The sequence below is a fragment of the Pseudomonas wadenswilerensis genome, assembly GCF_024749185.1.
Lineage (GTDB): Bacteria > Pseudomonadota > Gammaproteobacteria > Pseudomonadales > Pseudomonadaceae > Aquipseudomonas > Aquipseudomonas wadenswilerensis.
On the sequence record NZ_CP087191.1, the window covers coordinates 2,437,842 to 2,463,266 of the forward strand.

At 65.0% G+C, this 25,425-nt stretch carries 21 protein-coding genes and 1 pseudogene; 9 read left to right on the plus strand and 13 right to left on the minus strand.

Translation table 11 applies throughout. The features are described 5' to 3' along the window. Positions 1–48: 48 nt before the first annotated feature. Positions 49–951 (plus strand): 4-hydroxyphenylacetate catabolism regulatory protein HpaA, encoded by a 903-nt coding sequence (gene hpaA / locus LOY45_RS11385; protein ID WP_115087194.1) that lies wholly within the window; start codon positions 49–51, stop codon positions 949–951. Positions 952–971: 20 nt separating this feature from the next. Here the strand turns inward: hpaA and LOY45_RS11390 are convergent, their stop codons facing one another. From LOY45_RS11390 to LOY45_RS11405, 4 genes are all read right to left on the minus strand, one after another. Further along, positions 972–1,409 carry a hypothetical protein gene (locus LOY45_RS11390; RefSeq protein WP_258579148.1) on the minus strand — a complete coding sequence of 146 codons (438 nt, stop codon included), beginning with the start codon at positions 1,407–1,409 and terminating at the stop codon, positions 972–974. Positions 1,410–1,506: 97 nt separating this feature from the next. Further along, complete coding sequence (locus LOY45_RS11395; RefSeq protein WP_258579149.1) at positions 1,507–3,060, minus strand: ABC transporter substrate-binding protein; 1,554 nt, start codon at positions 3,058–3,060, stop codon at positions 1,507–1,509. 4 nt (positions 3,061–3,064) lie between these two features. Continuing rightward, positions 3,065–4,261 carry an LLM class flavin-dependent oxidoreductase gene (locus LOY45_RS11400; RefSeq protein WP_115087191.1) on the minus strand — a complete coding sequence of 399 codons (1,197 nt, stop codon included), beginning with the start codon at positions 4,259–4,261 and terminating at the stop codon, positions 3,065–3,067. Between the two features lie 11 nt (positions 4,262–4,272). Continuing rightward, positions 4,273–5,496 carry a lipase family protein gene (locus tag LOY45_RS11405; protein ID WP_258579150.1) on the minus strand — a complete coding sequence of 408 codons (1,224 nt, stop codon included), beginning with the start codon at positions 5,494–5,496 and terminating at the stop codon, positions 4,273–4,275. A gap of 273 nt (positions 5,497–5,769) precedes the next feature. On the opposite strand from LOY45_RS11405, the gene LOY45_RS11410 reads away from it, so the two are divergent. The 6 genes from LOY45_RS11410 (at position 5,770) to LOY45_RS11435 (ending at position 12,529) form a co-directional block, all read left to right on the plus strand. Then, positions 5,770–6,843 carry a sigma-54 interaction domain-containing protein gene (locus tag LOY45_RS11410; protein ID WP_258579151.1) on the plus strand — a complete coding sequence of 358 codons (1,074 nt, stop codon included), beginning with the start codon at positions 5,770–5,772 and terminating at the stop codon, positions 6,841–6,843. Between the two features lie 184 nt (positions 6,844–7,027). After that, positions 7,028–8,710: a nitrite/sulfite reductase gene (locus LOY45_RS11415; protein ID WP_115087188.1), complete on the plus strand. Its 1,683-nt coding sequence runs from the start codon at positions 7,028–7,030 to the stop codon at positions 8,708–8,710. After that, positions 8,698–9,192 (plus strand): DUF934 domain-containing protein, encoded by a 495-nt coding sequence (locus LOY45_RS11420; RefSeq protein WP_115087187.1) that lies wholly within the window; start codon positions 8,698–8,700, stop codon positions 9,190–9,192. Before LOY45_RS11415 ends, LOY45_RS11420 begins: the two co-directional genes overlap by 13 nt. Before the next feature lie 198 nt (positions 9,193–9,390). Next, positions 9,391–11,229 carry an amidohydrolase gene (locus LOY45_RS11425; RefSeq protein WP_258579301.1) on the plus strand — a complete coding sequence of 613 codons (1,839 nt, stop codon included), beginning with the start codon at positions 9,391–9,393 and terminating at the stop codon, positions 11,227–11,229. A 48-nt stretch (positions 11,230–11,277) separates the two neighbouring features. Next, entirely contained in the window at positions 11,278–11,784 is a 507-nt protein-coding gene (locus LOY45_RS11430; RefSeq protein WP_258579152.1) for a GNAT family N-acetyltransferase, read from the plus strand. Positions 11,785–11,833: 49 nt separating this feature from the next. Then, positions 11,834–12,529, plus strand: a complete 696-nt coding sequence (locus LOY45_RS11435) for a glutathione S-transferase N-terminal domain-containing protein (RefSeq protein WP_115087184.1) — start codon at positions 11,834–11,836, stop codon at positions 12,527–12,529. Between the two features lie 100 nt (positions 12,530–12,629). Here LOY45_RS11435 and LOY45_RS11440 read toward each other — a convergent pair whose 3' ends face one another. Next, positions 12,630–14,246, minus strand: a complete 1,617-nt coding sequence (locus tag LOY45_RS11440; protein ID WP_134063121.1) for an inorganic phosphate transporter — start codon at positions 14,244–14,246, stop codon at positions 12,630–12,632. A 128-nt stretch (positions 14,247–14,374) separates the two neighbouring features. On the opposite strand from LOY45_RS11440, the gene LOY45_RS11445 reads away from it, so the two are divergent. After that, positions 14,375–14,773, plus strand: coding sequence for a DUF488 domain-containing protein (locus LOY45_RS11445; protein WP_258579153.1), 399 nt, complete (start codon positions 14,375–14,377; stop codon positions 14,771–14,773). Between the two features lie 121 nt (positions 14,774–14,894). Continuing rightward, on the plus strand, positions 14,895–15,326 hold the full coding sequence (locus LOY45_RS11450) for a GNAT family N-acetyltransferase (protein WP_115087181.1): 432 nt from the start codon (positions 14,895–14,897) through the stop codon (positions 15,324–15,326). Between the two features lie 267 nt (positions 15,327–15,593). Here LOY45_RS11450 and LOY45_RS11455 read toward each other — a convergent pair. The 8 genes and pseudogenes from LOY45_RS11455 to LOY45_RS11490 form a co-directional block, all read right to left on the minus strand. Continuing rightward, positions 15,594–16,868: pseudogene (locus LOY45_RS11455) on the minus strand (right-handed parallel beta-helix repeat-containing protein); the annotation flags it as partial. Further along, the gene (locus LOY45_RS11460; protein ID WP_115087180.1) at positions 16,789–17,904 is read right to left on the minus strand and encodes a polysaccharide lyase; all 1,116 of its coding nucleotides are present in this window, start codon (positions 17,902–17,904) and stop codon (positions 16,789–16,791) included. The pseudogene LOY45_RS11455 and the gene LOY45_RS11460, both read right to left, overlap by 80 nt. Then, positions 17,895–19,298, minus strand: coding sequence for an alginate O-acetyltransferase AlgX-related protein (locus LOY45_RS11465; RefSeq protein ID WP_258579154.1), 1,404 nt, complete (start codon positions 19,296–19,298; stop codon positions 17,895–17,897). Before LOY45_RS11465 ends, LOY45_RS11460 begins: the two co-directional genes overlap by 10 nt. 9 nt (positions 19,299–19,307) lie before the next feature. Further along, positions 19,308–19,952: an alginate O-acetyltransferase AlgF gene (locus LOY45_RS11470; RefSeq protein WP_115087178.1), complete on the minus strand. Its 645-nt coding sequence runs from the start codon at positions 19,950–19,952 to the stop codon at positions 19,308–19,310. Positions 19,953–19,962: 10 nt separating this feature from the next. Continuing rightward, positions 19,963–21,057 (minus strand): alginate O-acetyltransferase, encoded by a 1,095-nt coding sequence (locus tag LOY45_RS11475; RefSeq protein WP_115087177.1) that lies wholly within the window; start codon positions 21,055–21,057, stop codon positions 19,963–19,965. A gap of 9 nt (positions 21,058–21,066) precedes the next feature. After that, positions 21,067–22,494: an MBOAT family O-acyltransferase gene (locus tag LOY45_RS11480; RefSeq protein ID WP_115087176.1), complete on the minus strand. Its 1,428-nt coding sequence runs from the start codon at positions 22,492–22,494 to the stop codon at positions 21,067–21,069. A gap of 14 nt (positions 22,495–22,508) precedes the next feature. Continuing rightward, positions 22,509–23,960, minus strand: a complete 1,452-nt coding sequence (locus LOY45_RS11485; RefSeq protein WP_258579155.1) for an alginate export family protein — start codon at positions 23,958–23,960, stop codon at positions 22,509–22,511. After that, positions 23,957–25,408 carry an SEL1-like repeat protein gene (locus LOY45_RS11490; protein ID WP_115087174.1) on the minus strand — a complete coding sequence of 484 codons (1,452 nt, stop codon included), beginning with the start codon at positions 25,406–25,408 and terminating at the stop codon, positions 23,957–23,959. Before LOY45_RS11490 ends, LOY45_RS11485 begins: the two co-directional genes overlap by 4 nt. Positions 25,409–25,425 lie beyond the last annotated feature (17 nt).

Sequence of the window (25,425 nt, forward strand, 5' to 3'; positions counted from 1 at the left end):
TTGCTGCAGGAGTAAGCTGGCGACAGAACAACAAGAGTGAGCAGGGCCATGAGCGAGCGCCAGCCAATCCCCAACATCAACATCGGTCAGGTCTATGACCAGCGCTACAGCGATGCCGAGGTGCACTACGACAAGCTCGGCAACCTGGCCGGATTCTTCGGCCGCAACATGCCGGTGCACCGACATGACCGGTTTTTCCAGGTGCATTACGTCAAGAGCGGCACGGTGCGGGTGTACCTGGACGACCAGCAGTACGTCGAATCGGGGCCGATGTTCTTCCTCACGCCGCCGACCATCCCGCATTCCTTCGTCACCGAGCCCGATGCCGATGGCCATGTGCTGACCGTGCGCCAGCAACTGGTCTGGCAGTTACTCGAAGCTGATCCGGGGTTGGCGCCGGGGCCGCAGGTGGCGCCGGCCTGCGTGGCCTTGAGCGGCCTGGAGCCGAGCTATGCCGCCGAGGCGCGGCGCCTGGCGCTGCTGTTCGATGAGCTGCACAGTGAAATCAACGCCAGCGCAGCCGGGCGCGGGGCGGCGCTGGAAAGCCTGACGCGGCTGATCATGACCAGCCTGCTGCGCCTGTGCGCGCGCTCGCTGCCCGCACGGCAAACCCGTCATGAAGACTTGCAGGTGTTCCACCGCTTCAACGAACTGATCGAGGCCCACTACCTCGAACACTGGCCGTTGGCGCGCTACGCCCAGGGCATCGGCGTCACCGAGGCGCGGCTCAATGAAGTGTGCCGGCGCATCGCCGACCTGCCGTCCAAGCGGCTGATCCTCGAACGGCTGATGCAGGAGGCGCGGCGCCTGCTGCTGTACACCGGCAGCTCGGCCAATGAGATCTGCTACAGCCTGGGCTTCAAGGACCCGGCGTATTTCAGCCGGTTCTTTTTGCGCTATGCGCAGCTCACGCCGGGAGAATATCGTCAGCGTCAGGCGGGGTTGCGCTGATGTCAGGGGGGGGGGCCAGGTCAGGCTCTGTCGCCGATAGTGAATTCCCAGCAACTGACGGTGATGCTCTTGTGAGCATCCAGCACTGTGAAGTCGAAGCGGCCTACGAGGTACAGGCTGTTCTGATCCTGATTAATTTCATCAATTGTCAGCGTGCCATTGCTTATTTCAAAGGATGGCTGGCCGTACTTTCCGAACTCCATGGTTACTTGTACCTGGTCGCCCAATCCTTGTTCATCTACATCAGCGTCCACAGGAAACAGGTAATCTCTTGCCTTGGGTTTCCCCCAGCAGCTCAAGGTCAACAGGTACTCCTCAGCCTTGGAACCAGCGGAAACCTCAAACGTGTCTTCGGTGAAAATGGGTTTCCACATCGTCAGGTTCAACGGCTTGCTACCGCTCGTTGTCTCCAGAATCAGGTCGATGCCCACAAAAGCATTCTCGATATCGTCCATCATGACGCGGCTCTCCAGCAGAGGGGGGGCGCTAAACCGACGTGTAACCGTCGTTCCTTAACCTAGGGGGCCTGCCGCAACCCGTCTACTGGCAAAAATGCTAGGTGCGCAACCAGAGGTTGTCGAAACGCCAGGTGCTGAACAGCGTCTGCTCGGCTGCGGCGCCACCGACCTGGCGCGAGAAGGCGTCGAGCAAATTCACGTAGCCCCAGATCAGCAAGCCGCCGCGCTCGTACTGGATCTGCTGGGCCTGGTGCACCAGGGCACTGCGCTTGGCCAGGTCCGGCTGGGCCATGGCCTGGAGGAACAGTTCGCTGAACTGCGGGTCGTTGAAGTGGGTCTTGTTGGCCACGGCGAAGGGCGCATCGATGTGCATGGCACTGGCCAGAAACGGCGCGCCGATGGTGCCGCCAGTGCTCAGTTGCCACTGGTCGTGCTGCGGGCCGTCGAAGGTGGCCTGGTCGACCTGGCGCACCTTGAGGCCCACGCCGATGCGCTTGGCCTGTTCGGCGAACACCAGTGCCGAAGCCAGGGCCGGGCCGCTGGTGGTCACCAGCTCGACTTCGAGCTGTTCGTGGCCGGCTTCGCGCAGCAGTGTTGCCGCCCGTTGCGGGTCATGCGGGCGTGGGCCGAGGCGGTGGTTGAAGGTCGGGTCGTTCGGTGCGTACAGGTCGTTGGCCACCCGGCCCTGGCCATTCAAGGCACGGCGCACCAGCTCCGGGCGGTCGGCCAGCAGGCGGAAGGCTTCGCGTACCTTCGGGTTGTCGAACGGTGGCTTGCTGGTGTTCATCTCGAACGACAGCCAGTTGCCGCTGACCGAGGTCACCAGTTGCAGGCGCGGGTCGCGTTCGATGATCTGCAACTGTTCGCTGGGCAGCCCGTTGGCCATGTCGATCTGCCCGGCGCGCAAGGCGGCCAGGCGCGAGACCTGGTCCTTGAAGTCGATGATCTCCAGCTCGTCGGCGTAGGGTTTGCCGTCCTTGTAGTAGTTTTCGAAGCGGCTGAACACCGAGCGCTGGCCGGGTGTGAAGCTTTTCAACTTGTAGGGGCCGGCACCGACCGGATTGGTCAGCGGGTGGTAATCGACCGGGACGATGCCGCCGAAGTTGACCCAGGTTTCTGCCAGCGGCAGGTAGCTGCGCCCGTCCTTGAAGCGGATGCGCACGGTGCGCGCATCGAGTTTTTCCAGGTTGTCGCGGTCGACCCAGTGCAGCAGCGCAGCATAGGGCGAGGCCAGTTGCGGGTCGGTCAGGCGGCGAATGGAGAAGATCAGGTCGTCGGCATCGATAGTCTTGCCGTTGTGAAACTCAAGGCCCTGGCGCAGTCGTACGGTCCAGCTGCTGGCGTCGGCGCTGGCCTCGGCTTCTTCGGCCAGGGCCAGGCGCGGTTGCATCTGCTCGTCCCATTCCCACAGCTTGCTGTACAGGGCAAAGCCGCGGACGATGCCGCTGCCGATGGGTTTGTGGGCGTCGAGGTTGCCGACCTGGCCGCCGGACAGCACGCCCAGGCGCAGGCGCCCGCCATGGCGCGGCTGGTCGCTGGCCAGGTTGCTGGCAGCAGGTGTATCGGGGCCGCAGCCGCTGAGCAGCATGCCGCCGCCCAGCGCCAGGCTATAGCCGAGAAAACGCCGGCGCTGGTAATCAAAAGGGTCCATGGCCTCAGCCTCCTGCCGCACGCAGGGCCGGCGCCTGGGTGTCGATCCGCCGTAATGGCGCTCGCTCGCCGCGAAAGTGCGGGAGGATGTGCTCGCCCAGGCGGTAGGCTTCTTCCAGGTGCGGGTAGCCGGCGAGGAAGAACAGGTCGATGCCTAACTGGTTGTACTCGCGAATCCGTGCCACCACGTTCTCGTAGCTGCCGACCAACGCCAGGCCCGGCGGGATGCCGATGTAGCCGAAGCCGGCCCAGACATTGGGGTAGATGAAAAAGTCGTCGAACGGCCGGGTTTCATCCTTGGCCGCGTATTCATTTTCGTAGCTCAGCTTGCGTGCGCTGCGCAGCCCGGCATGGGCGGCCACGGCCTTGACCGCGCCCTTGGCCACGCCTTCGTCGAAGAAGCGCTTGGCCTCGGCCAGGGCCTGGGCTTCGGTCTCGCGGGTGATCACATCGATCGACAGGCCGAAGCGGATGTTGCTGCGACCGTGCTTGAGCGCCCGCTCGCGAATGTCGGCGATCAGCGTGCGGATCTCGTCCGGGTGCTCGGCGCGCATCAGGTAGAAGTCGGCGTGGCGGGCGGCGAACTCCCGCGCTGCGATCGACGAGCCGGCAGTGCAGATCAGCGGCAGCTCGGCCTTCTTCTGCGGGCCGCGCAGGCCGCCGCCTTCGGCCTGGTAGAAGCGCCCCTGGTAGTGGAAGTTCTCCGAGTGCCAGTAGCCCTTGACCACGTCCATGAACTCGATGGCGCGCGCGTAGCGTTCATCGTGGTCGCTGAAGTCGCCGACCTGGCGCTGGACCGCGTCGGAGCCGCCGTTGATGATGTTCCACACCAGGCGGTTGCCGGTGGCGCGCTGGTAGGTGGCGGCCTGCTGCACGGCGACCCAGGGCGTGTAGTGGTAGGGCTGGAAGGCGGTGACGTAACTCAGGGTGCGGGTCTCGCGGGCGAGCAGCGAGCACACCGTCCACGGCTCTTCGCCGGACGGCGCGTTGACCATCAGCGCGCCGCCAAAGCCGTTGATCTCGGCGGCGCGGGCAATTTGCCCGAGGTAGTCGATGTAGGTGAAGTGATCGCCCACGGCGAAGTTCGACACGGCGCCGGTGCTGTCACTGCCGCTATGCCAGTCGCCGCGGTTGCGCGGGTCGCCAGGGAGGAACTGGGTTTCGCCGTGCAAGGGCAGGCGGGTAAAGAATTCGATGCTCACGGTGATAGTCCTTATTGCACGGTGGGGTTGCAGATCGGCGCGATGGGCTGGTCGCTGAACACCTTGCGGGCGAAGGGCAGCGAGTCCTTGAGCGAGGCGTTGACCGTCTCGCTGTGGCCCAGCCCCTTGTACAGGTGGCCTTCGACGATCGAACCGGTCTTGCAGGCGTCCTGCATCAACGCCACCTGGGTGGCGGCGGCCGGGGTCTTGTCTTCGGCGCCGGTGCCGATGAAGATCGGCTGCTTGAGTTTCAGGGTCGGGTAGGACACCTGTGCCAGCCACGGCTTGAGCTGCGCGCCGCTGTTGGCCTTGCGGGTGTTGGCCGGGGTCAGGCCGGTGCCGATCACATCGGCCACCAGTGACGACAGGCAGGTGCTGCGCGCCTGTTCGAACAGCGGCAGGGCCTTGTCGGTGTAGAAGTCGCGCGGGTCGATGCGCGGGTCGTACTGCTGGGCCGCCAGCAGGGTGTAGAAGCCGTAGGCCAGGGAGGCGTCGACCTGGTCCGGGTCCTGCTCGCCGACGTTTTTCGCACCCACGGTGTAGATCACCCCGGTGCCGACGCTGCCCTTCAGGCCCAGGTCCGGGGCGTAGGTCGGCGCATAGGCGGCCGAGGCAAAGGCGCCGGCGCCGCCCTGGGACTGGCCGACCACCAGCACCTTGTTGGCCAGCCCCGGCACCCCGGCAATCACTGCGCGAGCGGCGTCGAGGATGCCGTAGGCGGCCATGCGGTTGTTCAGCAGCGGGTGGCCGCCGGGCACGCCCAGGCCCTGGTAGTCGGTGGCGACGATGGCGTAGCCCTCGTTGAGCCAGCGCGCCAGGTACTGCACGTCGCGGTACGAACGCCCGGCCCAGGACGGCGCGCAGACATCCGCCACGCCCACGGTGCCGTGGCCCCAGGTCACCACCGGCCAGCCGCCTGCTGGCGCCGTGCCCTGGGGAATGAACAGCGCACCGGAGACTGCCACCGGAGTCTTGCCGTCGATACCGTCGGTGGAGCTGTAGAGGATGCGCAACTGCGACGCCGCGCCGGGCAGGCTCAGGGTCTGTTCCAGCGGCTCGCTGCGCAGCAGTTTGCCGGGGCTGGCGGGGATGGCCTGGTTCCAGCTGTAGAACGCCGAGACCCGGCCATCGCCTTGCAGCGGGTCGGGTTTGGGCGCGAAGGTTTGCGCGGCCACGGCGCTGAACGACAGGGCCAGCAGGCTCAGGCCGAAGGCGAATGTTTTCTGCAGTTTCATCGAGAGGTCCTTGCACGGTGCGTGTGCCAGGCTTGAGCGAAATGCGTGCCAGAGCGCTGCAGGCCCTGCATTTGCGGGACTTCGTTGTCATCAAGGGGGATCTCGGGGGGCGTCGATGCTGGCCAGCAGCCACGGATTGCTGGGCGACTGCTGCTGGGGCAGCAGTGCTAATCGCATATCTCTGTATGGAATATGTAAATACTAATTAATAATTATTTGTTCTAATTTGTTTCGGGCACTATGGCCCTGCGCTTTCACTGCCAGGAATGCACCATGTCGCTGATAACCCATCCCCATGCCCGGGAACTGACCAAATCCGTTCGCGCCACCGTTCTGGTGTTCAAGGACCCGCGCTCCCAGGAACTGCTCAGCCGCATCGAACGCCTGGCGCCGAGTGAAGCCAACACCCTGATCATCGGCGAGACCGGCACCGGCAAGGAGCTGGTCGCCCGCCACATCCATCAACTCAGCCGCCGCGGGCGCGAGCCGTTCGTGGCGGTCAACTGCGGCGCCTTTGCCGAAACCCTGGTCGAGAGCGAACTGTTCGGTCACGAGAAGGGCGCCTTTACCGGCGCCACCAACAGCAAGGCCGGCTGGTTCGAAGCGGCCAATGGCGGCACGTTGTTCCTCGATGAAATCGGCGACCTGCCGCTGAACATGCAGGTGAAACTGCTGCGGGTGCTGCAGGAGCGCGAAGTGGTGCGCCTGGGCTCGCGCACGCCGATCCCGATCAACGTGCGCCTGGTGGCGGCGACCAACGTCAACCTCGCCGATGCGGTGGTGGCCGGGCATTTTCGCGAAGACCTGTTCTACCGCCTGCACGTGGCAACCATCCGCCTGCCGCCGCTGCGCGAACGGCCGGGGGACATCCTGCCGCTGGCCGAGTTCTTCCTCGAAGAACACTGCCAGCGCCTGGGCTACAGCCGCGCCAGCCTGAGCCTGGAGAGCGAACGCAAACTGCTGTCGCACAGCTGGCCGGGGAACATTCGCGAGCTGGAGAACGCCATTCACCATGCCTTGCTGGTGTGCCGGCAACAGGTGGTGCAGCCGGCCGACCTGCACCTGGTGGACATGCGTTCGGTGGGCATTCGCCAGGAGGAGCACAGCCAGCCGCTGCGCCTGGCCAGCGAGCCGCCGAACCTTGAGGCGGCGCTGACGGCGCTGTTCGAACAGAACATCGCGGACTTGTACGAGCATATCGAGGAGACGGTGTTTCGCACCGCGTACCGGTTCTGCCATGGCAATCAGTTGCAGACCGGGCGCTTGCTGAATATCAGCCGCAACATCGTGCGGGCGCGGTTGGAGAAGATTGGCGAGTTGAAGCGCACGGACGGTGTCGCCCTTTAAGGCCTCATCGCTGGCAAGCCAGCTCCCACAGGGTCCGGTGCATACAGTTCTTGTGGGAGCTGGCTTGCCAGCGATAGGGTCAGCGCAATTTGAGCATCTGATCCGTATAAATACCCCCAACCTGAATCTGTAACCCAGTACACCCAAAAGCCATAGTAACGGCCTCCCTGATGAGGTCCGAACCATGTATCACTATGACGAGTATGACCGTGCGCTGGTGTTCGAGCGCGTGGCGCAGTTTCGCGATCAGGTGCGCCGGTTCATGGCTGGCGAACTGAGTGAAGAAGAGTTCCTGCCCCTGCGCCTGCAAAACGGCCTGTACCTGCAAAAGCATGCCTACATGCTGCGCGTGGCCATCCCCTACGGCACCCTGGGTGCCCGGCAGATGCGCACCCTGGCGCAGATCGCCCGCGAGTACGACCGCGGCTACGGCCACTTCACCACGCGCCAGAACATCCAGTTCAACTGGATCGAACTGGCTCAGGTGCCGGACATTCTCCAGCGCCTGGCCGAGGTCGAGATGCATGCGATCCAGACCTCCGGCAACTGCGTGCGCAACATCACCACCGAAGCCTTTGCCGGTGTTGCCGCCGACGAGCTGCTCGACCCGCGGCCGCTGGCCGAGATCCTCCGGCAGTGGTCGACCATCAACCCGGAATTCCTGTTTTTGCCGCGCAAGTTCAAGATCGCCATCTGCTCGGCGATCGAGGACCGCGCAGCAATCATGATGCATGACATCGGCCTCTACCTGTACCGCGACGGCCGTGGCCAGATGTGCCTGCGGGTGATGGTCGGCGGCGGCCTGGGGCGCACGCCGATCCTCGGTTTGCAGATCCGCGAAGGGCTGCCGTGGCAGCACCTGTTGTCCTATGTCGAAGCCATTTTGCGTGTGTACAACCGCCATGGCCGGCGCGACAACAAGTACAAGGCGCGGATCAAGATCCTGGTCAAGGCGCTGGGCATCGAGGCGTTCTCCCGCGAGGTGGAGGAGGAGTGGCAACACATCAAGGACGGCCCGGCGCAACTCACCGAGGACGAGTTCCAGCGGGTCGCCGCCGCCTTCGAGCCACCGGCCTACGACAGCGTCATCGACGATGAGCTGGCCTACGACACCCACCTGGCCCAGGACCACGCCTTCGCCCGCTGGGTAGCCTGTTGCGTCAAGCCGCACAAGGTCCCCGGTTATGCCAGCGTGGTGCTGTCGACCAAGCCGGGTGACGCGTCGCCACCGGGCGACCTGACCGATGCGCAGATGGATGCAGTGGCCGACTGGTCTGAGCAGTTCGGCTTCGGCGAGATCCGCATTGCCCATGAGCAGAACCTGATCCTCCCGGACGTGCGCAAGCGTGACCTGCACGCGCTCTGGCGCCTGGCCTGCGAACGTGACTTGGGCACGGCCAACATTGGTCTGCTGACCGACATCATCGCCTGCCCGGGCGGTGACTTCTGCGCCCTGGCCAACGCCACCTCGATCCCTATCGCGCAGTCGATCCAGCGCCGCTTCGACGACCTCGACTACCTGCACGACCTGGGCGAGCTGAGCCTGAACATCTCCGGCTGCATCAACGCCTGTGGCCACCACCACATCGGCAACATCGGCATCCTCGGCGTCGATAAAAACGGCAGCGAGTGGTACCAGGTGACCCTCGGTGGCGCCCAGGGCAAGCACAGCACCCTGGGCAAGGTCATCGGCCCGTCGTTCAGCGCCGCCGAGATCCCCCAGGTGATCGAGCAGATCATCGCCACCTACTGCGCCTATCGCGAGCAGGACGAACCCTTTGTCGACACCGTGCGCCGGGTCGGCCTGGAACCCTTCAAGGAGCGGGTCTATGCCAAGCGCCCGGAGGAGCTGATATGCGTAATGTGATTGGCCTGCGCAATGGTGAGGCGCAGTTGATCGAGCACGATCCCTGGCAGCTGTTGCGCGAACCCGGCGAGGTGCTGCCCGACGGTCTGCTGATTTTGCCGCTGGCCACCTGGATTGCCCGCCGCGCCCAGCGGCCCGTGGGCCGTGACGGCTTGTGGCTGGGGCCTGACGATGAGATCGAGCCACTGCGCGCCTGGCTGCCCCAGGTGCCGCTGATCGCGGTGGACTTCCCCAGCTTTCGCGACGGCCGTGGCTACAGCCAGGCTTACCTGCTGCGCAGCCGCCTGGGTTGGCATGGTGAACTGCGCGCGGTGGGCGATGTACTGCGTGACCAGCTCAGCCATATGCGCCAGTGCGGTTTTGACAGCTACGCCGTGCGTGAAGACAAATGCGCCGAGGATGCGCTCAAGGGCCTGGCCGGCATGAGCGTGCTGTATGGGCGTTCGGTGATCGAACCACGGCCGCTGTTTCGTCGCCGCTGACTGGTACGGCGCCGGCGCTGGTCTATCGTTTAGCTTTTGTTCGCCTGGCAACGCCGCGCCTCAGGAGCCGCCATGAACCAGGATCAGGAAAGCCGCCGCCGTTTCATCGCCGCCAGTTCCGTGCTTGGCGCCGCCGGGGCCATGTACTCGACGGCGCCGCTGGCCGTCGGGGCCATTCTGCGCGGGACCGAAACGGCCGTGCCGGCCGAGCTGATCCTGCACAATGGCCGCTTGCACACGGTGGACCGCGAGCGGCCGCAAGCAACGGCCGTGGCCATTCGCGACGGACGCTTCGTGGCGGTGGGCGATGACGCCCAGGTCATGGCCTTGCGCGGGCCGGCGACCCAGGTCATCGACCTCAAGCAACGCACGGTGATCCCCGGGCTCAACGATTCGCACCTGCACCTGATCCGCGGCGGCCTGAACTACAACCTGGAGTTGCGCTGGGAAGGCGTGCCGTCCCTGGCCGATGCCTTGCGCATGCTCAAGGACCAGGCCCTGCGCACGCCAGCGCCGCAGTGGGTGAGGGTGGTCGGTGGCTGGAACGAGTTCCAGTTCGCCGAGCGCCGTTTGCCGAGCCTCGACGAGCTGAACCAGGCGGCGCCAGACACGCCGGTGTTCGTCCTGCACCTGTACGACCGCGCCTTGCTCAACCGCGCCGCCCTGCGCGTGGTCGGCTTTGACCGCAACACGCCCAATCCGCCGGGTGGCGAGATCCAGCGCGACGCCAACGGCAACCCGACCGGCATGCTGATCGCCCGGCCCAATGCGATGATCCTTTATTCGACCCTGGCCAAGGGGCCGAAGCTGCCGCTGGAATATCAGGTCAACTCGACCCGCCAGTTCATGCGCGAGCTCAACCGTCTGGGCCTGACCAGCGCCATCGATGCCGGCGGTGGTTATCAGAACTACCCCGACGACTATGCGGTGATCGAGCAACTGGCCAAGACCCGGCAGTTGACCGTGCGCATCGCCTACAACCTGTTTACCCAGAAGCCCAAGGAAGAACTGGCCGACTTTAAAAACTGGACCCGCAGCGTCAGGTACGGCCAGGGCGACGACTTTCTGCGGCACAACGGCGCCGGCGAGATGCTGGTGTTCTCTGCCGCCGACTTCGAGGACTTCCTCGAACCGCGCCCGGACCTGCCCGGCAGCATGGAGGGCGACCTGGAACCGGTGGTGCGGCATCTGCTCGAGCAACGCTGGCCGTTTCGCCTGCACGCCACCTACGATGAGTCGATCTCGCGCATGCTCGACGTGTTCGAGAAGGTCGACCGCGACATTCCCTTCAACGGACTGCCGTGGTTCTTCGACCATGCCGAGACCATCAGCCCGAAGAACATCGAGCGGGTACGGGCGCTGGGCGGCGGCATTGCCATTCAGGACCGTATGGCCTTCCAGGGCGAATACTTCGTTGAACGCTACGGCGCCAAGGCCGCGCAGCACACACCACCGATCAAGCGCATGCTCGGTGAAGGCATCCCGGTCGGCGCCGGCACCGACGCCACCCGGGTGTCCAGCTACAACCCCTGGACCTCGCTGTACTGGCTGGTCAGCGGGCGCACCGTGGGCGGGCTGGAGCTGTACCCGCAGGGCCTGGACCGCGATACCGCGTTGTCGTTGTTCACCCACGGCAGCGCCTGGTTCTCCAGCGAGCAGGGCAAGAAGGGCCAGATCAAGGTCGGCCAGCTGGCAGACCTGACGGCCTTGAGCGCCGACTATTTCAGCATCGACGCCGAGGCGATCAAAAGCCTGGAGTCGGTGCTGACCCTGGTTGATGGCAAGGTGGTGTACGGCGCCGCCGAGTTCGCCCGGCTCGACCCGCCGACTTTGCCGGTGTTGCCCGACTGGTCGCCGGTGGCCAAGGTGCCCGGGCACTGGCGCCAAGGTGCGCCGCTGACCGCGCAAATACATCAGTGCGTCGGTGCCTGTGCGGTGCATGCCCATGCGCACCAGCGCGCGCGGCAAGCGTCGGTGCCGGTCAGTGATTTTCAGGGCTTTTGGGGCGCGTTTGGTTGTTCCTGTTTTGCCTTCTGAGGGATCGGGCTACCATGCCGGTTCGCCCGTTGGACAGGATGTTGCTGCATGCCATTCACTACCCGTGTTGCCCGGCCCAGTGATGCCGAGGCGCTCAGCCATGTTGCCGGCCAGACCTTCGCCCTGGCCAGCCCGCCGGATTCTGCTGCCCAGGCTTTGCAGGAATACATCGACACCCGGCTGCAGCCCGAGCACTTCGTGCTGCACCTGCTCAATCCGCGAAAGCGCCTGCGGGTGCTTGAGCACCTGGGTAAAGTGGTGGGTTACAGCCTGGTCGACAGCGCGCCGGAATCCTTGGGGATTGCCGAGGCCGATGGCGTGCCGGAGCTGAGCCGCTGCTATGTGCTGCCCGAGCACCATGGCCTCGGCGGCGCCCAGCTGTTGCTCGACGACACCCTGGCGCAGGTGCGCGGCGGCATTCGCCTGACCGTCAATGAACAGAACACCCGGGCCATCCGTTTTTATCAGCGCAATGGTTTTAGCAAGGTCGGCGAGGCCGTGTTCGAATGTGGCCCGGAGCGTCACCGCGACTGGGTGATGGTCGCGCGGCGGTGACAAAACTGGTTACAGTGTCTGCCTCAATTTCTTGCTCAAGGTTCTGTTCATGACCGATCTCAGTGCATTCCCGATCACCCGCAAATGGCCGGCCAAACAGCCCGAGCTGCTGCAGCTGTACTCGCTGGCCACGCCCAACGGCGTGAAGGTGTCGATCATGCTCGAGGAGATCGGCCTGGCCTACGAGGTGCATAAGGTCAGCTTCGAGACCAATGACCAGTTGACTCCGGAATTCATCTCCCTGAGCGCCAACAACAAGATCCCGGCGATCCTCGACCCCAATGGCCCGGGTGGCGAGCCGCTGGCGTTGTTCGAGTCCGGGGCGATCCTGGTTTACCTGGCAGAGAAGAGCGGGCAACTGCTGTCGGCGGACCCGGCCCAGCGCTACGAGACCCTGCAGTGGCTGATGTTCCAGATGGGCGGGATCGGGCCGATGTTCGGCCAGGTGGGTTTTTTCCACAAATTCGCCGGCAAGGCGTACGAAGACAAGCGTCCGCGCGACCGTTACGTGGCCGAGTCGCGGCGCTTGCTCGGGGTGCTGGACCAGCGCCTGCAAGGGCGTGAGTGGGTGATGGATGCTTACAGCATTGCCGATATCGCCATTCTGCCCTGGGTGCGCAACCTGGTCGGTTTTTATGAGGCGGGCGAGCTGGTGGGCTTTGATGACTTTGCCAACGTCAAGCGGGTGCTGGCGGCGTTCGTGCAGCGGCCGGCGGTGGCGCGCGGGTTGAAGATACCTGCATAGGCCTTATCGCCGGCAAGCCGGCTCCCACAGGATTGGCACTGTTCTCAGGATTGGGGCAGTACTTGTGGGAGCTGCCAGCGATGAGGCCGGTACATTCAAATCAGAACACCTGCCGAAACAACCAGTACAACCCCCCCGCCAGCACAATCGCCGCCGGCAAGGTCAGCACCCAGGCCATCAGCAGGTTGAAGAGGGTGCGCATCTGCAAGCCCGAGCCATTGGCGACCATGCTCCCGGCCACCCCGGACGACAGCACATGGGTGGTCGACACCGGCAGCCCGTACATGTCCGCCGCACCAATGGTGCACATCGCCACCAGCTCGGCCGAAGCGCCCTGGGCGTAGGTCAGGTGGGTCTTGCCGATCTTCTCGCCAACGGTCACTACGATGCGCCGCCAGCCGACCATGGTGCCCAGCCCCAGGGCAATGGCCACGGCAATCTTCACCCACAGCGGAATGTAGTGGGTGGCGCTGTCGATCTGCTGCTTGAACACTTGCACCTTGGCCTGGGTATCGGCATTGAACTGCGCCAGTTGGTGCTTGTCGATCAGGCGAATGGCTTCGGAGGTCAGGTACATGTCGTTACGCACGTTGGCCATGGCCTCTGCGGGCACCCGGTTGAGCGAACCATAGCTTTTGACCTCGGTGCCGATCATCCCGGCCAGCGCTGCCAGCGCCGGCAGCAGTTCTTCACTGGCCTGCGGCTCGCGGATGAACGCGCTGAGGGTCTGTCGCGGATCCGCCGGTGCGGCCTGCGGGGCGCTGCGCTGCAAGGCCTGCTGAGTGACCTCGGCCACCGCGGCGAACTGCAGCGACTGGTTAGCCGGCATGGTGCGGTTCAGGGCATAGGCCATGGGCAGGGTGCCGACCAGGATCAGCATGATCAGGCCCATGCCTTTTTGCCCGTCGTTGGAGCCATGGGCGAAAGATACCCCGGTGCAAGTGAGGATCAGCAGCCCGCGAATCCACCAGGGCGGTGGCGTGTTGCCGACCGGCGCCTGGTACAGCTCGCGGCGCTTGACCAGCATGCGCAGGGCCAGCAGCAACAGCGCCGCGCAGGCAAAGCCCACCAGCGGCGACAGCAACAGCGAATAGCCAACCTTGCTGGCCTGGGTCCAGTCCACGCCGCTGGTGCCGTCGCGCCCGTGCATCAAGGCGTTGGCGATACCGACGCCAATGATCGAGCCGATCAACGTATGCGATGACGAGGCCGGCAAGCCCAGCCACCAGGTGCCCAGGTTCCAGATGATCGCCGACAGCAGCAGGGCGAAGACCATGGAGAAGCCTGCCGAGGAGCCGACCTGCAAGATCAGCTCCACCGGCAGCAAGGCGATGATGCCGAAGGCCACGGCACCGCTGGACAGCAGCACGCCGAGAAAATTGAAACAGCCGGACCAGACCACGGCGACTGACGGTGGCAGCGAATGGGTGTAGATCACCGTGGCCACGGCGTTGGCGGTGTCGTGAAAACCGTTGACGAACTCGAAGCCCAGGGCAATCAGCAACGCCAGGCCGAGCAGCAAAAATGGGGTCCAGGTGGTGACCACGGTGCCGGTGGCGTCGATGTCGCGAAACAGGCTCCAGGCGGTGTACAACAGCCCGCCCACCAGCAGGCTGAAAAACAGGGTCAGGGTGGTGCGGCCGGGTTTGTGGTTGAGACGGGGGCGGGGGTCAAGGTTGGCCAGCGATGGGCTGCCAGCCAGGGTCGGGGTGGTCATGATGACGGGTCCGGGTTACCAGGAAGGGTCGAGCCTTGCCCGGCCATGATAAAAACAATCGCTGACTTCATCGTGACCTCGGTCAAGGAAAGCCCTAGGATCAAGGGACCTGCCGATGGAGCGAAGCGATGATCCGCTGCAAACGCGTTTATGATCCGCTGCAAGCCAGCGATGGCCAGCGCGTGCTGGTCGACCGCCTGTGGCCGCGCAACCGGCGCAAGGACCAGTTGCAGGCCTTGTGGCTGCCGGAGGTGGCGCCGTCAACGGCGTTGCGTCAGGCTTTTCATGCCGGTGAAGTGGATTTTGCCGGGTTTGCCGAGCGCTACCGCCAGGAGCTGACGGCGCGGCCCGAGCATTGGTGGAAGTTGCTGGGCATGGCCGGGCAGGGCGATGTGACCTTGCTGTATGCCGGCAAGGACACCGAGCACAACAATGCGATGGTGCTGGCGCAATGGCTCGAGGATGAGCTGGAGCGCCAGGGGCCGGGGAGTTCGCCGGTGTGTTATGCCGACGAATTCAAACCTTGAGTCAATGGGGCTGCTTTGCAGCCCATCGCCGGCAACGCCAGCTCCCACATATCCTGGCCCTTGTGGGAGCCGGCTTTGCCGGCGATGCAAGGCGCAGCCTTGCTGAATGAGAACGACTAGAATGACTGTGCAACTGACCCCCGCCACCGACCAGCACCGCACCTTCGCCCGCGACCTCACCCGCCGGGCCATGCTGCCGTATTACCGCGAGTTCGACCTGCTCTGGCAGGAAGAAGCCTTTGACCAGGCCTGGGGGTGGCGCGAGCAGTGGTTGATCAGCGAAGCCCAGCAACCGCTGGGCTACTTCAGCCTCAGCCAGGACCGCCAGGCCCTGTTCATCCGTGAACTGCACCTGCTCGAAGGCTTTCGCGGCCGTGGCATCGGCAGTTGGGTATTAACGCAACTGGTGGACTGGACCCGCCAACGGCAATTGCCGCTGCTGCGCCTGATGGTGTTCAAGAGCAACCCGGCACGGTTCCTGTACCTGCGCGAGGGTTTTGTCTGTGTCGGCGAAGACGAGTGCTTTTTGCGTATGCAGCGCACGCTCGCCTAGCTCGACCCGCACCACGCAGCCCCGGCGCTGGGTGGCGTCGAGCAGCAGGCCCTGCACCGGCAACAAGTCACCAATCAGCAGGTTCTGCAAAATCGGCTTGCCCTCGAAAGTGTTCGGCCCCAGCACCACCTGCTGCAAGCCCTCGACCCGCACCACCGCCTTGCCGACCTTGCCCAGGGTGTTGCCGCTCAAGGTCAGCGGCCCGGGCAGCGGCGCGGCATTGCGCAGGCTGACGGCGTATTCCGGGCTGTTGCCGATGCGGTTGCCGATCAGGCTGACGGCGCCGACCTCGCTGGCGTCCACCGCGCTGCCCTGGCTGTTGCCGATCAGGTTGTCGCTGATCAACAGCGGCGCGGCAGCCGTCGGCGCCAGGTTGCGCAGCTGGATGCCGTTGCCACGGCTGTCGCCGATCAGGTTGCCGGTCAGCAGCAGGGCGCCCTGTTGCTCGCTGACCTCGATGGCCGCCTTGTGCGCGCCGAGGATCAGGTTGTGCTCGATGCGCCCGCGGGTCTGGCCGCGCAGGCGGATGCCGCTGTTGTTGTCGATGCCGCGCAACTGGTTGTTGCGCAGCGTCACCTGGCTGTCACGCACGTCGATGGCGTACTGCTGGGACTGGCCGAACTGGCTGTTGTCGATCTGCGCCTGGCTGTGTTGCAGCTCCACCGCGCTGGACAGCTCATTGAACTGGCTGTCGCGGATGATCAGCGTGGCCGGGCGGGTCGACGCGGCCTGTTGGCTGCTCAGGGCGGTGGTCAGGCCGCGCGAGAGGTTGGCGTTGTAGCCGAGGCGGTTGAGGGTCGAGCCCAGCACCTGGGTATGGCTGCCGGCCCAGGCCACCACGAACGGCCGCCAGGCACGGTCGGTACTGCCGGGTTTGTCGCCGGCGACACTCTCCAGGCGTGACTGGTTCAGGCCCAGCCAGCCCTGGTTGATCAGCGCCGTGCCGGAGTAGCTGTACAGGTACAGGCTGGTGCCTTCGAGCAGCAGGCCGCCATCGCTGGCGATCACCAGCGGGTAGCTGAGCAGGTAGCCGTCCTTGTAGCGCTTGATGATCTTTGGGTCGTTGAGGGCGTCGTGCAGTTGCGCCAGGCTGATGCTGCCGCCGCGCACCATTACCGCTTGCGGGTGATGCGCCTGGTAGCCGGCGATGGCGCGGAACAGGCCGTTGTTGACGAACGGCTCGAACGGCCAGCTGCCAGCCTGGGACGAGAACATCGGTTGCAGGCTGACACTGGCGCGACCCGCTGGGCGCGGGCGTTCGTTGACCTGCAACTGCACGGCCTGGCTGACCTGTTGTTGCAACTGCTGCAGGTCGCGCTGGTGTTCGGCGCTGCTCACGGCGCTCAGCGATTGCTGCAACGGCAAGCTCTGGCTGGCAGCCTGGGCCATCGCGCTGAACAGCAACGCGAGGCAGGAAAGGGTAAGCGGGCGGGCAAGCATGGCCATGACGGTTCGTCCTTGATTACGGCAGTTTGGGATAGAACGGCTTGAGCGGGCCGCCGATCTGGCTGTAGTTGTCGACCTCGCCATCCTCGCTGTCATACAGCTGGCGGGCCAGGCGGTTGCCCGGGGCGCGCTGCAGGAAGGGGATCAGCCAGGCCAGTTTGTACGGGGCGACGTCGGTCTGCGACTTGCCCTTGAGCTCGGGCAGGTTGTCGGGGTCGAGGATGCTGCGGGCGGCGAAGTTGGCCAGCAGTTCCAGGGTCTGCTGATCGTCGCTGCTCCACGGCAGGCCGTTGGCCCGCGCCGACTCGGCCAGCAGCACCAGCGGCACCAGGGCGTACTGGCTGTAGGTGGCGGCCAGCTTGCTGCGCGCCACTTCCAGTGGCAGGTAGGCGTAGCTGCCATCGCTGGCTTTCACTGCTTGCTGCAGGCCACGGCGCAGGTTGCCGTCGGCCCACTGGATGAAGTCGTCGCGCTGCACCAGCATGCCGGTCGCCGCCACGGCCCAGGCCGCCCAGTAGTCATGGTTGTTGAACCAGGTAAAGCCCGGCGTACGGCGCGGCTGGTACTCGGCGATGATGCGTTCGCCCAATTGGTTGAACCAGGCCTTCTGGGCCGGCGACAATTGCAGCTTGGCGTCGCTGGCCGCCTGGGTCATCAGCAGGGTCGAGGCCATGGCCGCTACCGCCCATTTGCGTGCAGCCATGCCGGTGCTGCTGGCGTCGGGGTTGAGCAGCGCACCGGCCTGGGCCCAGCGCTCCAGCCACTGGTCCTGGCAGGCCAGGGCCATGTTCGCCTCCTGCGGATTCTTGGCCCGCTGGAAGCGCTTGCTGGCGTAGATCAGGCCGCCGATGAACTGTTTGACCTGCTTGCCGATCTGTTCGCTGTTGGCGTCCGGGCTGCTGCGCAGGGTCGACTTGCTGGCGTCGCGCTGGTCGTACTTGCTTTGCAACTGCAAGCTGCCGGTGTAGGGCGCGGGCACTTCCTTGCTGCAGCTCAGGGTCCGGTAGTCGGCAATCATCGCCGACTGCGCGGTGCCCCGCGGCGGCCAGATCGAGCTGGCCGCCAGGCTGTCGGCCAACTGCAGGCTGGCGCACAGTCCCAGGCCCAGCGCTGTCCAGGTCTTTACAGGCATACACGGGTTTCCACTTGGGTGGCGGCGGTGCCGGGCTTGGTCGGTTCCATGAACACCGACAGCAGGTTGGCGCCGGCAAACGCCTTGGCCCGGCTCAACTCAAGGTAGTACTGGCCGCCGGTGACCACCGCTTCGCGGCGGAACCAGACTTTGTCGCGGGCACCGTTGTCGTAATAGACGATCACGTAGAAATCCTTGACGTTCTTGTCGCTGATACGGATATCGAGAAAGCCCTGGCCGTTGCTGAGGTTCCTGCGCCCTTCACCGGCGTTGCTGAGCAGCTCGATGCGCTCGTTGACCCGCAGCGGCGGGCGCTGCACACGGTTGGCCAAGACCTCGGTGGACACCGGGCAGCCGCCCTTGATCGCCGGGATCAGCTGGCGGTACATCTGCTCGGACTCCAGCTGGTAGTTGGCCGGCAGCTCCCAGATGATCAGCTTCGGCGGCGCCTTGGGTTTGTAGTTTTCCGACAGCAGGTATTCGAGCAGCGAGCCGTCCTGGCCGACGCCGGGCAGGGCGTAGTTGAGGATGTCGACCTCCAGGTACTGCTTGAGGTAGCCGTCGAAGTTGAACTGCTTGCTTTCGTCTTCACGGGCGGCGGCGTTACTGTCGCCGACCAGGATCACCTCCGGGTCCGGCGCGTCGTCGAACAGCGCGTCGGCGCCGTCGGCTTCGGGGATGGTCTGGTAGCCGCGCACGTACTGGAAACCATAGTTGTTGCCGCAGATATAACTCAGCGCCAGGTTCATCGTGCCGTCCTTGGGCACCATGACGCCGGGTTCGGTGCGGTAGCGCTTTTTGCTCAGCTGGGCATAGAACGGCTGGCGCCGTACTTCTTCGGCGACCAGCCGCGCCGTGGCTTCGGCGCCGGCCGGGGTCCAGTGGTGGTCACGACGAAAGAAGAACTCGCCCTTGGGCGGGGTGTGCACCAGTTGCATCAACGGCGGCACCACCGCGCCAGCGGCGCGCAGTTGCTGCAGGTAGCTCTCCAGGTTGCCGCTGGCGCGGGCAAAGTCGAAGCCGTGCAGCTTGTCGGCGTAGAGCTTGTCGCGGTGCATCAGGCCGCGGGTCGGTTGTACCGCCATGGCCACGTGGATGCCCTGCTGGCGAAAGGCGGCCATCAAGCGGGCGAACTCCGGACGCATGGGCGCCGGGATGCCGAAATCGTTGGTCAGGTCGACCGCCGAACGGAACAGCCAGCGGTCCTCGGCCGGGACGATTTCGCGCATCAGCTTCATGCGCCCTTCGGCGTAGTTCTGCGGGTCGCTCAGGCCCGGGCAGACCATGCACTCAATGCTGGTGCAGTTGGCCTTGCCTGGTTCGGCGGCCATGCCTGGCGCACTGAGCAGCGGGCCCAGCAATGCGGCCAGGCCAAGGGGAAGAAAGCGCTTCATGGCCATGCGTCACTCGCTCGGGTCGATGCTGTTGGCCAGGCTCATGCTCTGATAGCCGGCGCCCTTGGGCAGCAGCACGTAGCTGTAGGAGCGGCCTTTTTTCAGGAACAGCTCATCGAACCTGGCCACGTTCTGTTCATCGACGTAGGCGGCAAAGCCGATCTTGATCTCGTTGACCATGCGGCTGCCGGTCTGGTCCTTGCCCAGCGGGTCGACGATCACGTGCTTGCCGTCGACGGTCTTCAGCGCCGCCTGGGCCGGGGTCAGGTTATAGAAGGCGACCTGGGCTTTCTTCGGCTCGTTGACATACTTGTCGGCGATCAGGGTCAGCTTGTTGCCATCGTAGACCACGGTGCTGGCGGCGTTGGCCTTGAGCTGCGGTTCGATGGCGGTGCCGCCAACGGCGATCTTGTGCGCACCGGCCGGGGTGAAGCGGTAGCCGCTGAGCTGGCCGGCGGCGACCCGTTGCGGGGTGATCTTGCCGCTCAGGGTCACGTCGATGTTGGCGCCGGACAGGTTGAGCACGCGGACGAAGGCCGAGTCGGCCGGGGCCACGGCGTCATACAGGTCGGCGTTGCCTTCGGCAGCATGAGCGGCGCTGCTGCCCAGCAGCAGGGCGGAAGTGGCGAGCAGGCGTTGCAGTGCAATGTTCATCAGTCTCTCCTTAGAAATGTTGGGTCTGGCCGGGGCGGCTCAGGGAGCCGAGGCGGTGGGCGAGCAGGGTGCGCAGGGGGAATTCCCAGACCACGGTGTCGATCTCGGGGTTGCTCAACTGGTCGCTGGCGAGGAACTGGCTCATGGCTTCGAACGGCCCGCGGGCTTCCACCGAAACGCTGAGCAGGTCGCGGTTGAGCGCCTCCTTGAGGAAGCCGACGAAGTTCCAGTCATCGATCTTGCTGTAGCTGGTCCCCACCAGCATCAGGCTCTGTTGTTCGCTGGCGAACAGGTCGCTGGCGCTTTGCTCGGCCTTGAGGGTTTCGTACAGGGCGATCTGGTTGGGGCCGAACTGCGGCGCCAGTTGCGCGTGGTTGAACTGGATGTAGTTCATCAGGTCGCCCTTGACCGTCTTGTCGGCGACCTTGTGCGACAGGTAGCGCTCGTCGCCGAGCAGTTCCGGGCGCTGGCGCGCCAGCTCGTAGGCGCTCAGGCGCGCGCCTTCCGGGCTCCAGTGAGTGTCGGACTTGAGGAACAGCCCGGGGCCGGCGAGGTTGGCCAGGAACGCCGAACGCAGCGGCGTGACCGCAATGTTCTGCGCCTGCAGGCGCTCGACGAAGCGGTCGTACAGGCTGATCGCCCGCGGGTCGACAGCGCGCTCGGTGTGGGCGGCATACACGTCGACTTTCATTGGCAGCGGCAGCAGGATCAGGCGCTTGTTGTGGGCCTTGAGGCGTTGCTCGATCTCGGCGATCTGCTTGAGCTGGCTGTCGAGGTTGGCCTCAAGATTGTTCGGTACGCGGTATTCCTGGTTGGTGTAGAGCCAGCCGTCCTTGCCCAGCACCACGCCTTTGGTGCCTTCGTCGAACAGCCGGTACTGGGCGTTGGCCCACAGCTGCACCGACGGTTCACGGAGGAAAAAGCGCTTCTCGTAGACCTGCTCGAACTTGCGCAGCAGCTTGCCGTCGACGAACAGGTTCCAGGCGTCGGTCTGGTTGCGGGCAAAACTGAACACTGGCGGCAGCGAGTAGACGAACATGCCCGCCAGCAGGACGCCGAAGGCAATGCCGTTGACCTTGCTGGCCGAATTCATGACCGGGTACATGGCGGTCTCCTAGAACTGAAAGTACAGAAAGGGCGAGAACGAATGCGCCGCCAGGCTGCTCAGCGCCAGGGCGAACCCGGCCCACAGCAGCAGGGCCTTGAGACCGCCGACATGGCGCATGAAGTACTGCTCCTTGTTGCCGGCGTAAAAACGCACGTTGTTGCTGCCGGCCAGCACCAGCCAGCACAGGGCAATGGCGGCGAACGACATGGCCATCTTCGAGGCGCCGAGCACGTACAGGTCCAGCGAGCCCAGGCCGTTGAGGCCGAACAGCGCCTGGTAGATGTCGATGCTGTGGCGCAGGTCGTTGGTGAAGAACAGCGGCATGCTCAGGATGATCAGCACGAAGGTGCGCAGGTTGCGGCCCAGGTGGTAGGGCGTGGTGACCTTGGTGGCGAGGTTGAACTTGCGCTCGATGACCATGCCGAAACCGAAGAACAGCCCCCAGCAGATAAAGGCGAAACTGGCGCCATGCCACAGGCCCGACAGCAGCATGGTGTAGACCAGCGCCGGCAGCGCCCCGGCGATGCGCTTGCGCACCAGCGGCATGTACACGTAGTCGCGCAGAAAATGCGCCAGGGTCATGTGCCAGCGGGCCCAGAACTCGGTGATGCTCTGCGACACATAGGGTTGGTTGAAGTTTTCCGGAAAACGGAAGCCCATCATCAAGGCCAGGCCCAGGGCCATGTGGCTGTAGCCGGCGAAGTCGAAGTACAGCTGCAGGGTCGAGACCACCAGGCCGAACCAGGCATCGCTCAACTGCAGGGTGCCTTCGCCGATGAACAGCACGTTGATCGGCGCCAGCTGGTCGGCGATCAGCACCTTCATGATGAAGCCGAGCATGAAGCGGCACACGCCCAGGGAGAACAGCTCCAGCGAGTGAGTGCGCTGGCGCAGCTGCGGCGCCAACTGGCTGTAGCGCAGGATCGGCCCGGCCACCAAGTGCGGGAACAGCGCGACGAAGGCGGCGAAGTCGATGAAGTTGTTGGTCGGCGTAGCGTCCTTGCGGTAGATATCGACGATGTAGCTCAGGGCATGGAAGACATAGAAGGAGATGCCCAGCGGCAGGAAAATCGTCTCCAGGGTGAAGGTGTTGATACCCAGCGGCGCGAGCAGGGCGGCCAGCACGTCGGCGCCGAAGTTGGCGTACTTGAAGTAACCCAGGGTCGACAGGTTGCCGATGATGCCGATCCACAGCAGGCGAAAGGCCCAGCGCTTGTCGCCGGCATCCAGGCGTGCCTTGATGCGCAGGCCGAACCAGTAGTTCCAGTAGGTAATGGCCACGAACAGCAGGAGAAAGTCCGGCCGCCACCAGGCATAGAAGATGTAGCTGGCGGCGACGATCACCGTCGAGCGCCACGGCGCCCGGGCGAGGAAGTACACGGCCAGGAACAGCGGCAGGTAGAGGAACAGGAAGACGTTGGAGGCGAAGATCATCTCGGGTTCCGTCCTTAGTAGCTGACCACGACGCCGAAGGTCAGCTGGTAGTCATCACCACTGTCCAGGGCGTTGCCGGCGTTGAGGTAGCTGGCGCTGACCAGGGCGTTGACGTCCAGGTGCTTGCCGTCGATGGCCACCGGAAACATCTTCCAGTAGTAGTTGAGGTCGAGCATCTGCCCGACGTCCTTGCCGCCGCCGTGGGTACCCTGGGCGATGGCGCGGTTGCGCTCGCTGCGCTGGTCGCCTTCGAGGCGGATCGGCAAGGTGCCGTTGGCGTCGCGCAGCTTGAGGTCGGTAACCCGGAAATCCAGGGCGCTGCGCGGCGTCGGGTTGGTTTCCAGGGCGATGCCGTAGTAGCTCAGGTTGCGCAGGTCGAGGCGGACGAAGGAGCTGGCCAGGCGCGTGCTGTAGCTGCCCTGGCGGGTGATGCGATCCGACTGGATGGCATTCAGGCGAAAGCCGTCGTTGTCGTTGCTCGGCTTGTCGGTCAGGCCGCCGCGCAGGGCCACCCGGGGCGTCCACGGCAGGTCGTGGAAGCGTTTGCCGATCTCGCCCAGGGCCGCCCAGCCGCTGGCGTTGTGGCCGCTGCTGGTGACGCCGTTGACGTCGGTGTTGTCGACCTTGCCGTCCAGGCCTGCGAGCTCCAGGTGGTAGTCGCTGAACAGCGGCGTCACGTCGAGGTCGTCAGCCTTGAAGAACAGCCCGTAGCGCATGCCCTTGAAGTCGTAGCGGTCTTCGGCATCGTGGCCGCTGTGGTCGTTCTCGTGCATCAGGCGCACGCCGGCCCAGTTGTGCTCGCTCCAGCGGTAGGCGTATTCGCCCATCAGGTAGGTGGTGCGCTCCTCGCTGTCGGCCAGGCGGTTGACGTCGCTGTTGTAGTTGTAGAACTTCTGCGCCACGGCCACGAAGCCGCGGGAGAAGGTGTCGTTGTAGTTGAAACGCAGCGACTCGATGCTGTCGTCCCACCAGATGCCGTAGTCGTCGAAATAGCGCTGGCGCCCGGCCGACAGCGAGAAGCGCGGGTCGTCGCCGAGCAGGTTGCGTTTCACATACAGCTCGCGCAGTTCGGCGTACCAGCCTTCGGGCTGTTCGCGGTCGAGGTTGTTGGCGTTTTCGTTCTGCACGCTGGCCGACTCGCTGGAGTCGTAGTTCAGCCAGACGCGGCCATAGACCATCCACTTGGCCCAGCGTTTTTCCGGCGAGTACCAGGCGAACGACGGCTCGTAGCGCAAACTGTAGAACATCTCGCGGTTGCGGCCGACTTCGGCGTTCTCCGGGCCGTAGCCGGTCTGCACGGTGAGCTTGTTGAAGAACTCCGAAGTGATCACCGGCTCGCTGCCGTCGGCGACCCGCACCGGTTCGCTGCTGTCGGCCTCGGGGCCGGTGACTTCTTCCAGGGCTTGCGCCGGGTACAGCGGTGCCAGGGTCAGCAGGGCGCCGAACAGGGTGTGGTGGGCTTTCACAGGGTTGCCTCCTTCAACAGATCGTTGCGTGCCGCCAGGGCACGGGCGATGTCATCCTTTTTCAGGGTCTTTTCCAGGCGCTTGACCAGGCTGCGGGCACCGTTCTCGCCCAGCGCCAGGGCCACCTGGGCATAGGTGTAGGCCTTGACCGGGTCATGGCAGATGGCACGGCCGTAAGCGTGCAAGGTGGCCATGCGGTACCAGGCGGCGGTAGAGCCGGCCCGGGCCTGGGCCTGGAAAATCGCCAGGGCCTGGTCCTGGTCGGGCTGGTCGGCCACGCCCTTGCTGTAGTACTCGGCCAGCAGCAGTTCGGCGTCGGGGTAGCGGTTGGCGAGCAGCTCGTCGATCAATGCGCGGGCCTTGTCCGGATCCAGGGTCAGCCAGTTGTTGACCATGTAGAACGAGGCCTGCAGCGCCTTGGCCCGGGTCGCTTCGCGGGCCCGGACCTGGTCGATCAGCGCCTGGGTCTCTTCGGCGTTGTGCTCGGTGGGGTTGGAAATCATGTAGTTGGCCTTGGACACCATCGCCGGCACAAAGCCGCGTTCGACGGCGTTGTCGCGCCAGCGATGGGCTTCGCCGCGGGCCAGGTCCAGGGCATCGCTGCGCTGCTTGTCCGCGGCCAGTTGCGCGGCGTCCGGTTGCACCCGCGCCGGGCCCATGGCGCTGGCCTGGCGCTCGTAGCGGTCGGCTTCCTGCTCGGCGCGCTGCACGCTGTTGATGCTGTCGAGCAACGAGCCGATTCGGTGCACGATCTCCACGGCCAGGGTCGGGCGCAGCGCTTCGAGGCTGCGGGCAAAGGCCGGGAAGGCGCGGTCCTGATCGTCGCCGAGGAAGCGGTAGTAGCGATCGATCGCCCGCACATCCACCCGCACCGCCTGCTGGTACCAGCGCTCGGCGCCGGCGCGGTCACCCTGGCGCTCGGCCAGCACTGCCTGGTACAGCTCGGGGCGGCAGTTGAGCAGGCACGACTGCTGGTACAGCGCCAGCAACTGCGCCGCTTGCTCGGTGGAGACCAGTTGCGGGTACACCAGGAACACCTCCAGGGTGGTGCTGGCATTGCGCGGGTCGAGGGTCGCCGGGTAGCGCGTCAGGGCCTGGGCCATCCACTCGCGCTGACTGTTTTGCAGGCTCGGGGTGCGGTCCAGCAGGCGCGCCAGCGAGGCCAGCGCCGGGACCTGGCCGCGGCCATCGGCAAACGCCTCCTTGTACAGGCCGATGATTTCCGGGCGGCTGGCGCCATCGCTGTTGGCCAGCACATCACCGAGCAACAGCTTGGACGCCAGGTCACCGCGGTCGGCCAGGGCGCGCAGGTCGGCACTGACATTGGCGCCGGGATCTTTGTACAGCGCGTAGCGGATCTGCTCCAGGCTTTGCCCGGCCAGGGCGCTGCTGGCGCAGGCCAGGCCGATGCTGGCCAGCAGCAGGCGGGAGGGCGTCTTCGCATTCATTGCCTATTCCTTCCTTG